This is a genomic window from Pseudomonas sp. GW821-FHT11G12 (assembly GCF_058808055.1).
The window spans coordinates 347419-361749 of sequence record NZ_JBXARH010000001.1; the positions used below are offsets into that span (position 1 = coordinate 347419).

Consider the following 14331-nt stretch of genomic DNA (forward strand, 5'->3'; position numbering starts at 1 on the left):
TATCCGCCAATTACAAAGCAACCTAACTATTACGTTGACATTCGCTGCCTAGGCAGTAACATCTCGACATACATTCACTGCCTAGGCAGTTATTAGGTGAGCACATGAAGCATTTCACCCCAGACGAATTCAAGCATTGCCATCTCGGCCTGTTGCTCGGCCGTGCGGCCTTGCTCAAGGACAAGATCATCGACACCCACATGGAACCCCACGGCATCACTGCCGCGCAGTTCAAGGTGTTGATCATCATGGCCCAGTTCGGCGTCGATACCCCGGCCGAGCTGTGCCGGCACCTGTCGCTGGACAGCGGTTCGATGACCCGCATGCTCGACCGCCTGGAACAGAAAGGTTTCCTGATTCGCCAACGCAGCGAAGGCGATCGCCGTCAGGTGCAACTGAAACTCACCGAACAAGGCCAGCAACTGGCCGATCGCCTGCCGCACATCGGTGCCGACGCCATGAACGAACTGGCCGGCGCCGTGACCCCGGACGAGTTGAAAACCCTGGAATACATCCTCAAGAAAATTTTGCTGGCGGCCGGTGACCCGATCACCCTCCAGCGGTTAGGTGAACACAATGAGCGGTAAAACCTTGCGCAGCAGCCTGACACTGGTGCTGTCGGCGATGATCCTCGCCGGTTGCGCCAACTACAGTGGCCTCGATACCCAAGGCGCCAGCCTCGATGCGAAAACCCTGAAGACCGGGCAATCGCTCAATGGCGTCACTCTGTCCCAGGCCGCTTGGCCGAAGAGCGACTGGTGGACCAGCCTCGGCGATCCGCAGCTCGACGGTCTGATCCGCGAAGCCCTGCACGACAGCCCGGACATGCAGATCGCCGACGCCCGCGCCCACCAGGCCAGCGCCGCTGCATATGCCGCCGATGCCGAGCGCTACCCGACCCTCGACGCCAGCGCCGGCATTACGCGCTCGCGCCTGGCCAAGGATCAGGACCCGCGAGGGCAGGGCGACGCCTACGCCACTACGCGCAATATCAGCGCCGGCTTCAATTACAACTTCGACCTCTGGGGCGGTCAGCGTGACGCCTGGGAAGCCGCACTCGGCCAGGCTCGCGCGGCTGAAGTCGACCGTCAGGCCGCGCAACTGACCCTCGCCGCCGACGTGGCCCGGGCCTACAGCGATCTGGGGCAGGCGCACATCGTTTATGACTTGGCGACCGAAGACCTCAAGCGCACCAAACAGATGCTCGATCTGAGCCAGCGCCGTTTGAGCTCCGGGATCGACAGCCAGTACCAGTTCCAGCAGACCCAAAGCCTGGAAGCCAGCTCCGAAGCCAGCCTGATCGACGCCGAAAAGCGCCTGAACAGCGCGAAAATCGCCCTGGCCGTATTGCTCGGCAAAGGCCCGGATCGCGGCAACGAAATCGCCCGACCGAAAGTCCTGCAAGCCAGTGCCGTAGCGCTGCCGTCTGTTCTGCCGGCGGAACTGCTGGGCCGTCGCCCGGATCTGGTCGCCGCGCGCTGGCGTGTCGAGGCCGCGAGCAAGGACATCGACTCGGCCAAGACCCGCTTCTATCCCAACCTGAACCTTACGGCGTCCGCCGGTGCCGAATCGTTATTGGGTGACGCGATGTTCGGGTCCGCCAGCCGCTTCTTCAACATCGCCCCGACCATTTCGCTGCCGATCTTCGACGGTGGACGCTTGCGCGCCAACCTCGATGCACGCGACGCCGACTACGACCTGGCCGTGGCGCAGTACAACAAAAGCCTGGTGAAAGCCTTGGGCGATGTCAGCGACACGATCAACCAGTTGCATGACATCGGCCGGCAGATCGGCGCCCAGCAGCACGCGACCGACATTGCCCAGGATTCTTACAACACCGTGGTCCAGCGTTACGGTTCCGGCATCGGCAACTACCTGGACGTGCTCAGCATCGAGCAGCAATTGCTGCAGGCCCAGCGTCAGCTGGCCAACCTGAATGCCGAGCAGATCGACCTGTCGATTCAACTGATGCAAGCGCTGGGTGGCGGCTTTCAGGGGCAAACCCTGACCACTGCCAACGCCAGCCCAGCCACCACGCACAACTAATTCAAGGTATTTGTCATGGCCACTGCCGAAAACACTCAAGCTCAAGACAACACCCCCGACACCGGCAATCCGCGCAAACGCAAAGTGATGCTGGTGGTGCTGGCCGTTGTGGTTGCCCTCGCCGGTGCCGGCGTCTGGGCGTATCACGAATTCGTCGGGCGCTGGAACGAAAGCACCGATGACGCCTACGTCAACGGCAACGTCGTTGAAATCACCCCTTTGGTGACCGGCACCGTGGTCAGCATCGGCGCCGACGATGGCGATCTGGTTCACGAAGGTCAGGTACTGGTCAACTTCGACCCGAACGACGCCGAAGTCGGCTTGCAAAGTGCCCAGGCCAAACTAGCGCGTACCGTACGTCAGGTTCGCGGTCTGTACAGCAACGTTGACGGCATGAAAGCCCAGGTCAACGCGCAACAGGCTAACGTGCAGAAAGCCCAGGACAACTTCAATCGCCGGAAAAACCTCGCCGCTGGCGGCGCGATTTCCCAGGAAGAGCTGTCCCACGCTCGCGACGACCTGACCTCGGCGCAAAACGCCCTGGCCAACGCCCAGCAGCAACTGAAAACCACCAGCGCGCTGGTCGATGACACTGTGGTCTCGTCGCATCCGGACGTGATGTCGGCCGCGGCCGATCTGCGTCAGGCCTACCTGACCAACGCTCGCAGCACGCTGATCGCGCCGGTCACCGGTTACGTTGCCAAACGCACCGTGCAACTCGGCCAGCGCGTGCAGCCGGGCACCGCGCTGATGGCAGTGATTCCGCTGGATCAGCTGTGGATCGACGCCAACTTCAAGGAAACCCAGCTGCGTGACATGCGCATCGGTCAGCCGGTGGACATCGAATCCGACATCTACGGCAGCGACGTGAAATTCAGCGGCACCGTGGACAGCCTCGGTGCGGGCACCGGCAGCGCCTTCGCCCTGTTGCCGGCGCAGAACGCCACCGGTAACTGGATCAAGATCGTGCAGCGAGTACCGGTGCGGATTCACGTCAATGCCGAAGAACTGGCCAAGCACCCGCTGCGCGTCGGTCTGTCGACCAATGTCGAGGTCAACCTGCATGACCAGAGCGGCCCGGTACTGGCCCAGCAACCGCCGCAACAGGCCTCGTTCAGCACCAGCGTCTACGACCGCCAACTGGGTGAAGCCGACGCGATGATCGCGCAACTGATCCACGACAACAGCGCTGCGGTCAGCAAGACCGCGCAACGCTGATTCGCCAATCCTTTCGCCGCGCTCCCTGACGGGCGCGGCGCCTGCCCTCGCTCCAAAAAATTCAGCTCCAAAGGATTCGCGATGAGCAATAACGCCTCTTTTTCGCCGCCCAGCCTGTTGCTCAGCACCATCGGCCTGTCGCTGGCGACCTTCATGCAAGTGCTCGACACCACCATCGCCAACGTGGCGCTGCCGACCATTTCCGGCAACCTCGGCGTGAGTTCGGAGCAGGGCACCTGGGTCATTACCTCCTTCGCCGTGAGCAACGCCATCGCGCTGCCGCTCACCGGCTGGCTGAGCCGGCGTTTCGGCGAGGTGAAGCTGTTTCTCTGGGCGACCATGCTGTTTGTGCTGGCCTCGTTCCTCTGCGGTATTTCCACCTCGATGCCTGAACTGATCGGCTTCCGTGTCCTGCAAGGGCTGGTGGCCGGGCCGTTGTACCCGATGACCCAGACGCTGTTGATCGCGGTCTATCCGCCCGCCAGGCGAGGCATGGCCCTGGCGTTATTGGCGATGGTCACGGTGGTGGCGCCGATTGCCGGCCCGATTCTCGGCGGCTGGATCACCGACAGTTACAGCTGGCCGTGGATCTTCTTCATCAACGTGCCGATTGGCGTGTTCGCGGTGATGGTGGTGCGTTCGCAATTGGCGAAACGCCCCGTGGTCACCAGCCGTCAACCGATGGACTACGTCGGGCTGATCACGCTGATCATCGGCGTGGGTGCCTTGCAGGTGATCCTCGATAAGGGCAACGACCTGGACTGGTTCGAATCGAACTTCATCATCATCGGCGCGGCCATTTCGGTGATTGCGCTGGCGGTGTTCGTGATCTGGGAAATGACAGACCAGCATCCGGTGGTCAATCTGCGCCTGTTCGCCCACCGCAACTTCCGCATCGGCACACTGGTGCTGGTGTTGGGTTACGCCGGGTTCTTCGGCATCAACCTGATCCTGCCGCAGTGGTTGCAGACCCAGATGGGCTACACCGCGACCTGGGCCGGGCTGGCGGTGGCGCCGATCGGTATTCTGCCGGTGGTGCTGTCACCGTTTGTCGGCAAGTACGCGCACAAGTTCGACCTGCGCCTGCTGGCCGGGCTGGCGTTCCTGGCGATCGGACTGAGCTGCTTCATGCGTGCCGAATTCACCAACGAAGTGGACTTCCAGCACATCGCGCTGGTGCAACTGTTCATGGGCATCGGCGTGGCGCTGTTCTTCATGCCGACCTTGAGCATCCTGATGTCGGACCTGCCGCCGAGCCAGATTGCTGACGGCGCTGGTCTGGCGACGTTCCTGCGGACACTGGGCGGCAGCTTTGCAGCGTCGCTGACCACCTGGATCTGGATTCGCCGGGCGGATCAGCATCATGCCTACATGAGTGAAAGCATCAGCACCTATGAGCCGGCGACCCGGGAAGCGCTGAACAATCTGGGCGGGGCGGGAAATCCGGCGTATGCGCAGCTTGATCATGTGCTGACGAGTCAGGCGTACATGCTCTCCACCGTGGATTACTTCACGCTGCTGGGGTGGGGGTTCATGGGGTTGATCTTGATTGTTTGGCTGGCGAAGCCGCCGTTTGCCGCAAAAGCAGGCCCTGCCGCCAGCGGTCACTGAGTCGGCGAGATCGTTCCCACGCTCTGCGTGGGAATGCAGCCCGGGACGCTCCGCGTCCCATGCCGAAGCGGACGCGGAGCGTCCATTGAGGCATTCCCACGCAGAGCGTGGGAACGATCATCAAACGGTGGCAGGGGCGGGCAGTGAAGGCGGCGGTGCAAAATCAAACGGCGCCAACGCAAACCCGTTCTCATCCACCTGTAACGCCCAGCCCTGACGATCCCAATCCCCCAGCACAATCCGCTTCGCCGCCTGATCACCGATCTGCAACTTGTGGATGGCCGGTCGGTGGGTATGCCCGTGAATCAGGGTTTTCACCCCGTATTCCTGCATGATCCGCGGAATTTCCTCCGGCGTGACATCGACGATGTCGTTGGTCTTCATCCGCGTTTGCGCCCGGCTTTCACTGCGCAGCTTGCGCGCCAGTTTGTGGCGGGTGCGCAAGGGCAGGTTGCGCAGGATGAACAGGCTCAGCGGATTGCGCAGGTAGCGGCGCAGCTTCATATAGGCTTCGTCGCGGGTGCACAGGCTGTCGCCGTGCATCAGCAGCACCGGCTCGCCGTAAAACTGCACGACACTTGGATCCTTCAACAGCGTACAGCCGGCCTGTTTGCAGAAGGCCTTGCCGAGCATGAAGTCGCGATTGCCGTGCATCAGAAAAATGGCCGTGCCGCTGTCGCTGAGTTCGCGCAGGGCCTGGCAGATGGAACGCTGGAAGGGGGTCATGGCATCGTCGCCAATCCACGCCTCGAAAAAGTCGCCCAGAATGTACAACGCACTCGCCGAGCGGGCGCGTCCGGCGAGCAAATCCAGAAACGCCCGGGTAATGTCCGGGCGCTCCTCTTCCAGATGCAAGTCTGAAATCAGCAATATCACGCTTCGATGATCTCGGCTTTCTCGATGATCACGTCGTCGCTTGGTACGTCCTGGTGGCCAGCCTTGGAGCCGGTCGAGACTTTCTTGATGCTGTCGACAACATCAGTACCGGCGGTCACTTTACCGAATACCGCGTAGCCCCAGCCTTGAACGTTCTTGCCGCTGTGGTTCAGGAAGCTGTTGTCGGCCACGTTGATGAAGAACTGCGCGGAAGCCGAATGCGGCTCCATGGTGCGTGCCATGGCGATGGTGTACTTGTCGTTGGAAAGACCGTTGTCGGCTTCGTTCTGGATGCTTGGACGCTTGTCTTTCTTTTCCTTCATGCCTGGCTCGAAACCGCCGCCCTGGATCATGAAGTTACCGATGACACGGTGGAAAACGGTGTTTTCGTAGTGACCGGCTTTGACGTACTCGATGAAGTTGGCCACGGTGATCGGGGCCTTTTCAGCGTTCAGTTCGATGACGATGTCACCGTGGTTGGTGGTCAGTTTGACTTGAGTCATGGTCAGTACTCTTTATAAGGAATTCGTGGTTTTGGAGCCTCAGGCCCCGCAACCGGTTCAGCCTGCTTCGGCCAAGGTGCGCAGTTTAGCGTGACAGGCGCGAATTTCGAGGCTGTTTTTCAAATCCCTGCGATTAAATGCGCTCCTTTCTAAGGCCTGCTCTGTCAGCCCCTTGACAGCATCGGCTATGATAGCGGCTTTGTTTTGTCTGGCCCCTCTTTGCGGCCGCGCACATGTAAGTCAAGGATCCTAATGAGCAAGCCCACTGTCGACCCTACCTCGAATGCCAAGTCCGGCCCTGCCGTGCCGGTCAACTTCCTGCGGCCGATCATCCAGGCAGACCTGGACTCGGGCAAGCACACGCAGATCGTCACCCGTTTCCCGCCTGAGCCCAACGGCTACCTGCACATCGGCCACGCCAAGTCGATCTGCGTGAACTTCGGCCTGGCCCAGGAGTTCGGCGGCGTCACGCACCTGCGTTTCGACGACACCAACCCGGCCAAGGAAGACCAGGAATACATCGACGCGATCGAAAGCGACGTCAAATGGCTGGGCTTCGAATGGTCCGGCGAAGTGCGCTACGCCTCGCAATATTTCGACCAGTTGCACGACTGGGCCGTCGAGCTGATCAAGGCCGGCAAGGCCTACGTCGACGACCTGACGCCTGAGCAAGCCAAGGAATACCGCGGCAGCCTGACCGAGCCGGGCAAGAACAGCCCGTTCCGCGACCGTTCGGTGGAAGAGAACCTGGACTGGTTCGCCCGCATGCGCGCCGGTGAGTTCCCGGACGGTGCCCGCGTACTGCGCGCCAAGATCGACATGGCCTCGCCGAACATGAACCTGCGCGACCCGATCATGTACCGCATCCGCCACGCCCATCACCATCAGACCGGTGACAAGTGGTGCATCTACCCGAACTACGACTTCACCCACGGTCAGTCGGACGCCATCGAAGGCATCACCCACTCGATCTGCACCCTGGAGTTCGAGAGCCATCGTCCGCTGTACGAGTGGTTCCTCGACGCACTGCCGGTACCTGCGCACCCGCGTCAGTACGAATTCAGCCGTCTGAACCTGAACTACACCATCACCAGCAAGCGCAAGCTCAAGCAACTGGTCGATGAAAAACACGTCAACGGCTGGGACGATCCGCGCATGTCCACGCTGTCGGGCTTCCGCCGTCGTGGCTACACGCCAGCGTCGATCCGCAGCTTCTGCGACATGATCGGCACCAACCGTTCCGACGGTGTGGTCGATTTCGGCATGCTCGAGTTCAGCATCCGTCAGGACCTGGACGCGAACGCCCCGCGCGCCATGTGCGTGCTGCGTCCGTTGAAAGTCGTGATCACCAACTACCCGGAAGACCAGGTCGACAACCTCGAACTGCCGCGTCATCCGCAGAAAGAAGAACTCGGCGTGCGGAAGCTGCCGTTTGCCCGTGAAATCTACATCGACCGCGATGACTTCATGGAAGAGCCGCCAAAGGGCTACAAGCGCCTGGAGCCGAACGGCGAAGTGCGTCTGCGCGGCAGCTACGTGATCCGTGCCGACGAAGCGATCAAGGACGCCGACGGCAACATCGTCGAGCTGCGTTGCTCGTACGATCCGGACACCCTGGGCAAGAACCCTGAAGGCCGCAAGGTCAAGGGCGTGATCCACTGGGTGCCGGCCGCTGCCAGCATCGAGTGCGAAGTGCGTCTGTACGATCGCCTGTTCCGTTCTCCGAACCCGGAGAAGGCCGAGGACAGCGCGAGTTTCCTGGACAACATCAACCCTGACTCACTGCAAGTGCTGACCGGTTGTCGTGCCGAGCCTTCGCTGGGCAACGCACAGCCGGAAGACCGTTTCCAGTTCGAGCGCGAAGGCTACTTCGTCGCGGATATCAAGGACTCGAAACCAGGTCAGCCGGTATTCAACCGTACCGTGACCCTGCGTGATTCGTGGGGCCAGTGATCAAGTCTTAAGGAACCATCGTGCTTTCGATCTACAACACGCTCACCAAGAGCAAAGAAGTCTTCAAGCCGCTGGATGGCAACAAGGTGCGCATGTACGTCTGCGGGATGACCGTGTACGACTACTGCCACCTGGGCCATGGCCGCAGCATGGTCGCGTTCGACCTGGTGACCCGCTGGTTGCGGTTCAGCGGTTATGACCTGACCTACGTGCGCAACATCACCGACATCGACGACAAGATCATCAACCGGGCCAACGAGAACGGCGAGTCGTTCGAAGCGTTGACCGAGCGCATGATCGCCGCGATGCACGAAGACGAAGCGCGCCTGAACATCAAGAAGCCGGACATGGAGCCGCGCGCCACGGATCACATCCCTGGCATGCACGCGATGATCCAGACCCTGATCGACAAGGGTTACGCCTACGCCCCGGGCAATGGCGACGTGTACTACCGCGTCGGCAAGTTCATGGGCTACGGCAAGCTCTCGCGCAAGAAGATCGAAGACCTGCGCATCGGTGCGCGGATCGAGGTCGACGAAGCGAAGGAAGATCCGCTGGACTTCGTGCTGTGGAAAGGCGTCAAGCCGGGCGAGCCGAGCTGGGAGTCGCCGTGGGGCGCCGGGCGTCCGGGCTGGCACATCGAGTGCTCGGTGATGTCCACCTGCTGCCTGGGCGAGACCTTCGACATTCATGGTGGCGGCAGCGATCTCGAGTTCCCGCACCACGAAAACGAAATCGCCCAGAGCGAAGCGGCCACCGGCAAGACCTACGCCAACGCGTGGATGCATTGCGGCATGATCCGTATCAATGGCGAGAAGATGTCCAAGTCCTTGAACAACTTCTTCACCATTCGCGACGTGCTCGACAAGTACCACCCGGAAGTCGTGCGTTACCTGCTGGTGTCGAGCCATTACCGCAGCGCGATCAACTACTCGGAAGACAACCTCAAGGACGCCAAGGGCGCACTGGAGCGTTTCTACCACGCGTTGAAAGGCCTGCCGAACGTTGCTCCGGCTGGCGGCGAAGCGTTCGTCGAGCGTTTCACCACGGTGATGAACGACGACTTCGGCACGCCGGAAGCCTGCGCGGTGCTGTTCGAGATGGTCCGCGAGATCAACCGTCTGCGCGAGAGCGATCTCGATGCGGCGGCCGGTCTGGCGGCGCGCCTGAAAGAACTGGCCAGCGTGCTGGGTGTGTTGCAGCTCGAAGCCGATGACTTCCTGCAGGCTGGCGCCGAAGGGCGCGTGGATGCGGCTGAAGTCGACGCGCTGATCGCTGCACGTCTGGCGGCACGTGCTGGTAAAGACTGGGCCGAATCCGACCGCATCCGCGACCAGCTCACCGCCATGGGCGTGGTGCTGGAAGACGGCAAGGGCGGCACGACCTGGCGTCTGGCTGACTGATTGTTGTGATTGCTACAAACAAAACCCGCCTTGTGCGGGTTTTTGTTTTTCTGCTGTTTGGGAGATTGATCGTTCCCACGCTCCGCGTGGGAATGCAACCCGGGACGCTCCGCGTCCCATGCCGAAGCGGACGCGGAGCGTCCATTGAGGCATTCCCACGCAGACGGTTCGACGCCTCGACGTGGGAGCGATCTAACAATGCTCGCCTTGGTTGTCAAAATGAAAGCCTGTGATTGCTTTTGGTATTCGCATAGGTCTTGATAGCGCACGCGGCAGGACGCTCATCAGCGGCGAATCCGGAAGGGAGGAATCATGGCTAATCACTATCGCGAACTTGTATCTACACCCGGCGCCACCGGGCTGATCCTCGCGAGTTCTATTGCGCGATTGCCGCAGGCGATGATCGGCATTGGCATCATTACCATGCTGGTGGAGCAAACCGGTGTCTACTGGCTGGCCGGTGCAGTCGCCGGTACGTTTACCCTCGCCAATGCACTGATCGGCCCGTACATCTCGAAACTCGTCGATCAGCGTGGCCAAAGCCGTGTGCTGCCTGTCGTGACGACGTTCAGCATCGGCATGCTGCTGGCGCTGATCTTCGCCGTCCATATGAGGGCGCCGGCGGCATTGTTTTTTATTCTGGCTGCATTGGCGGGCACCATGCCGAGCATGCCGTCGATGATCAGGGCACGCTGGACGCAATTGTTCCGGGGCAAGCCGCAGCTGCACACGGCGTTCTCTCTGGATACGGTGCTGACCGAACTCGCGTACATCGTCGGCCCACCCTTGGCGATCGGTTTGAGCGTGAGCTTCTTTGCCGAAGCCGGGCCGCTTGTCGCGGTCGGGCTGCTGGCCGTCGGGGTGACGGCGTTTCTCCTGCAGCGTCAGACCGAACCCAAGGTTGTTGCGGGCCATACGCGGCATACGGGCTCAACCCTGCTGATTCCCGGCGTTCCCACCATCGTGCTGGCGCTGTTGGCGATGGGCGCAATCGGAGGCTCGATCGATGTCGCCGTTGTCGCCTTTGCCAATGCGCAAGGCTGGCCTGCCTCTGCGACCTTCATCCTCGCCGCCTATGCGTTCGGTTCGCTGGTGGCGGGCTTGACGTTCGGTGCCTTGAGGGTTTCCCTGCCGATAGAAAAGCAGTTCTTTATCGGGATCTTGGTCACGGCCATCACAGGCGTATTACCGCTGTTCTCACCTGACGTTTATGTCCTCTCGGCGATGTTGTTTATCGCTGGCATATCGTTTGCGCCAACGATGGTCGTGGTCATGAAGCTGGGGACGATCATCATCCCGCCGTCGAGGATCACCGAAGGGCTGACATGGATGACCACTGGCATCAGCATCGGCGTCGCCCTGGGTGGCTTGCTCTCGGGTCTGATCATTGATGCCTATGGCGCTCGGGCAGGTTTCGGCGTCGCCATTTTCGCGGGGCTGGCGATGCTGATAGTGGTGCTGGTCGGGCTGCGTACATTGGGTGCCGTATCCGCCACGAGTGCTGAACCGGCCTGCCGGTAACGTGTGTTGTACGAAGGCACAAAAAACAAAACCCGCACCAGGCGGGTTTTGTTTTTTTGGCGGGCCTTAGCTCAACAGCCCGGTGCTGACCGCGACGATCAGGAAAATCCCGAGCACCGCGCGGTAAATCACGAAAGGCCAGGTGGAGAACTTCTCCAGAAAGCGCATCAGGCCCCAGATCGCGAAGAACGCCGAGATACTGGCAACCACCAGACCGAAAATCAGATGCGCCCAGGCTTGCGCCGGCAGTTGCGCATGGAACAACACCCACAACTCCTTCAAACCCGCCAGCGCGATGGCCGGCAGCCCGAGCAGGAAGGAGAAGCGTGCTGCTTCTTCACGTTTGAAATTGAGGAACAGCGCCGCCGTCAGCGTTGAGCCTGAGCGCGAAACGCCCGGAATCAGCGCTCCGATTTGCGCAATACCAACGATCAGCGCATCACGTAAACGCATTTCACCAACGGTGCGGCGGTGGCGGCACGTGAGCTCGGCGATGGCCAGCAACACCGCCATCACCACACAGGAAATCCCGATCACCATCAAACCGCGCAACGGCGAGTTGCAGGCATTGAGCGTCGAGGACAAGGCCAGGCCTGCAATACCGATGGGAATGGTCGCCAGTACGATGGCCACCGCCAGGATGAACCACTGATTGTTGAAATCGCGCTGCCGCACAGCCTCGACACTGCCGCTGACAACCTGCCTCACGTCTCGCCAGAAGTAACTGATGACCGCCGCCAGTGCAGCCATCTGCATGGCGGCGGAAAACGCCGAGCCGGGATCCGGCCAGCCGAGCAGGGCCGGGACGATGCGCATGTGGGCGGTGGAGGAAACGGGCAATAACTCGGTGATGCCTTGAATGATGCCGAGGATGCCGATTTGCAGGTAGTCGAGAGAGGCAAAGCCGGTATCAAGGCCGGTGGTGCAGATGTTGGTCAAAGAGCGTGTCCTGTGAGGGGCAGGAGGAGGGAGGTGTCTGGATCAAAGGTATGCAGCGAAAAGCTGAAACATTTCGTCACAGTCTGGTCGGTGTGGTCAATGGGTGGGCTGGATGGTTTTTGATGGCCGCACTGGCGTCAACGCGTGCAGGCTCACTCCCACGGGGGATTCGTGTCGTGGACGAAACCGCAGATGACGAAAATTTAATGTGGGAGCGGCGATTTGACGTGCCTTCGGTCCACGATCACTCAGCCTGACGCAAGCGTTTGTAGAGCGTGTTGCGACTGACCCCCAACCGCCGCGCCAGATGGGAAATATTGCCGCCGGCCGCCTGCAACTCCCGATTCAACGCCTCGCTGTCATTCAGATCGATCCCCAAGGGCTCTGGCGTATCCAGCGGCTCCATCTCCAGATCGACAAAGAAATCATCCGGCAGATGCTCAGGCCTTACCGGTTGCTCTTCGGCCATGGCCAGCGCGACTTGCATCACGCTGCTGACCTGCCGCAGATTACCCGGCCACGGGTGACGGTCGAACAATTCCAATACTTCGCGGCTCAATCCCGCCCATTGCGTTGGTTCGCGATGCTGTTCCCACAGCCGCTTGAACAGCGCTTGCTTGTCACTGCGCTCGCGCAGCGGCGGCAGTTCCAGGGTGAGGCCGCCGATGCGGTAGTACAAATCTTCGCGAAACCGCCCCAGTTGTACCTGCTCGCGCAACGAGCGGTTGGTGGCGGAGATGATCCGCAGATCCACCGGGAACAGCTCACTGCTGCCCACCGGTTGCACGCAACGCTCCTGCAACACCCGCAGCAGGCGGGCCTGGGTTGGCAGCGGCATGTCGCCGATTTCGTCGAGGAACAGCGTGCCTTTGTCGGCCTTGCGAATCAGGCCGATGCTGCCTTTCTGGTTGGCACCGGTGAAGGCGCCTTTCTCGTAGCCGAACAGCTCGGACTCCACCAGTTCGGCGGGGATCGCTGCGCAGTTCACGGCGATGAATGCCTGTTTGCTGCGAGAGCTGGCCTGATGCAGGGCTTTGACGAACACTTCCTTGCCGACCCCGGTTTCACCGTGAATCAACAGCGGAATATCTTTCTCCAGCAGGCGTTCGGCCTGACGCACGGCTTTTTCCACGCGGCTGTCGCCGAAGTGCAGGGTGCTCAGGCTGATGGCCGTGGGGGCGGCGACCGTCGGTTCGGTGGCTTTGGCTTCAGCGAACACCCGCGCCTGAATCGGTGCCTGTTTAGGCCGTTTCAACAGGCACTGGAATCGGTTGCGGCCCGACGTCTGCAAGGAAAACGGCAAGCCGTCAGGCTGATTGAGCAATTCCAGTAGCGACACTTTGAACAGGCTTTCGACACTCACCCGCGACAAGCGCACACCCAACAGATTGTCGGCCCGGCGGTTGGCCGAAAGCACTTGGCCGCTCTCATCGAAAATCAGCAGACCCGCCCATTGACTGTCGAGGTTGTTCAACCCGGTGTTGAAGGTCAGTTGAAAGTGCTGGCCATGGAACAGGTTGAGGATCAGCCGGTTCTCCACGGTCTGGCTCATCATCTTGACCATGCCGAGGGTGTGGGAGGGTGGCAGATAGCTGTCGCTGGACACATCGAGCACCGCAATGACCTTGCGCTCGGCGTTGAAAATCGGTGCGGCGGAGCCGGTCATGAAACGGTTGGCCTTGAGGAAATGCTCATCGTGCTCGATGTGCACCGCCTGCTCGCAGGCCAGCGCCGTGCCGATCGCATTGGTGCCGCTTGAGCGTTCCATCCAGCTCGCGCCGGCCTGAAACCCCCGCGCCAGGTTCGGCTCGATAAAGCGTTGGGTGCCCCAGGACGTCAGGACCTGGCCCTGATTGTCGGCCAGCATGATCAGGCAGTTGGAATTGCTCAGGATGTTCTCGTAGTACGGCAGCACTTCCTGGTGGGTGGTCTGCACCAGCGAATGGTGACTGTCGAGCAACCGGGCGATGCCGGCGGAGGGCAACTGATCGAACGCCGGGACGCTTTGATGCTTGAGGCCGAAGGCGCGGCAACGGGACCAGGAGTCCTGAACGATGGCCTCGTGGGAAAGCGGCGGGACAGGTGCGGCCATGACAGTCAGCCTCTGAAAGCAGCGTTTTTATTATTGTTATGAGGCCCCTCGGGACCCGAAAAGCATCGATAGAGTGTTGTTCACTATTGTTCATTGTCAATCGTTGAACTGTTCAAATGTGTTCAGCAATGAAGGTGGTTTGCCCGCGTTTTCGGCGATTTTGGCGGCG

Annotated in this window: 11 protein-coding genes; 7 read left to right on the top strand and 4 right to left on the bottom strand. The window is 60.9% G+C overall.

The window, feature by feature from the left end; genetic code table 11:
• The first annotated feature begins 104 nt into the window (after positions 1-104).
• The 4 genes from AC1RR7_RS01515 (at position 105) to AC1RR7_RS01530 (ending at position 4875) form a co-directional block, all read left to right on the top strand.
• Positions 105-587, top strand: a complete 483-nt coding sequence (locus tag AC1RR7_RS01515; protein WP_192558419.1) for a MarR family winged helix-turn-helix transcriptional regulator — start codon at positions 105-107, stop codon at positions 585-587.
• Positions 577-2046 carry an efflux transporter outer membrane subunit gene (locus tag AC1RR7_RS01520; protein ID WP_493155838.1) on the top strand — a complete coding sequence of 490 codons (1470 nt, stop codon included), beginning with the start codon at positions 577-579 and terminating at the stop codon, positions 2044-2046. The genes AC1RR7_RS01515 and AC1RR7_RS01520 overlap by 11 nt, the downstream gene beginning before the upstream one ends.
• A gap of 15 nt (positions 2047-2061) precedes the next feature.
• Complete coding sequence (locus AC1RR7_RS01525; protein WP_493155840.1) at positions 2062-3264, top strand: HlyD family secretion protein; 1203 nt, start codon at positions 2062-2064, stop codon at positions 3262-3264.
• A gap of 81 nt (positions 3265-3345) precedes the next feature.
• Positions 3346-4875 (top strand): DHA2 family efflux MFS transporter permease subunit, encoded by a 1530-nt coding sequence (locus AC1RR7_RS01530; RefSeq protein WP_096822287.1) that lies wholly within the window; start codon positions 3346-3348, stop codon positions 4873-4875.
• A gap of 120 nt (positions 4876-4995) precedes the next feature.
• On the opposite strand, the gene lpxH is transcribed toward AC1RR7_RS01530, so the two are convergent.
• Together lpxH and AC1RR7_RS01540 are read right to left on the bottom strand one after the other, a co-directional pair.
• Complete coding sequence (lpxH, locus tag AC1RR7_RS01535) at positions 4996-5751, bottom strand: UDP-2,3-diacylglucosamine diphosphatase (protein ID WP_493065143.1); 756 nt, start codon at positions 5749-5751, stop codon at positions 4996-4998.
• Complete coding sequence (locus tag AC1RR7_RS01540; protein ID WP_096822285.1) at positions 5748-6254, bottom strand: peptidylprolyl isomerase; 507 nt, start codon at positions 6252-6254, stop codon at positions 5748-5750. Before AC1RR7_RS01540 ends, lpxH begins: the two co-directional genes overlap by 4 nt.
• Positions 6255-6506: 252 nt before the next feature.
• Between AC1RR7_RS01540 and AC1RR7_RS01545 the strand changes: the two genes are divergently transcribed.
• The 3 genes from AC1RR7_RS01545 (at position 6507) to AC1RR7_RS01555 (ending at position 11131) form a co-directional block, all read left to right on the top strand.
• A complete protein-coding gene (locus tag AC1RR7_RS01545; RefSeq protein ID WP_096822284.1) occupies positions 6507-8207 on the top strand; it encodes a glutamine--tRNA ligase/YqeY domain fusion protein in 1701 nt (566 codons plus the stop codon).
• Between the two features lie 20 nt (positions 8208-8227).
• Positions 8228-9610, top strand: a complete 1383-nt coding sequence (gene cysS / locus AC1RR7_RS01550) for a cysteine--tRNA ligase (protein ID WP_096822283.1) — start codon at positions 8228-8230, stop codon at positions 9608-9610.
• A gap of 312 nt (positions 9611-9922) precedes the next feature.
• Positions 9923-11131: an MFS transporter gene (locus AC1RR7_RS01555; protein WP_493155842.1), complete on the top strand. Its 1209-nt coding sequence runs from the start codon at positions 9923-9925 to the stop codon at positions 11129-11131.
• 66 nt (positions 11132-11197) lie between these two features.
• On the opposite strand, the gene AC1RR7_RS01560 is transcribed toward AC1RR7_RS01555, so the two are convergent.
• Positions 11198-12070, bottom strand: a complete 873-nt coding sequence (locus AC1RR7_RS01560) for an undecaprenyl-diphosphate phosphatase (RefSeq protein ID WP_102622489.1) — start codon at positions 12068-12070, stop codon at positions 11198-11200.
• 244 nt (positions 12071-12314) lie between these two features.
• The gene (locus AC1RR7_RS01565; RefSeq protein ID WP_192558415.1) at positions 12315-14162 is read right to left on the bottom strand and encodes a sigma-54-dependent Fis family transcriptional regulator; all 1848 of its coding nucleotides are present in this window, start codon (positions 14160-14162) and stop codon (positions 12315-12317) included.
• Positions 14163-14331 lie beyond the last annotated feature (169 nt).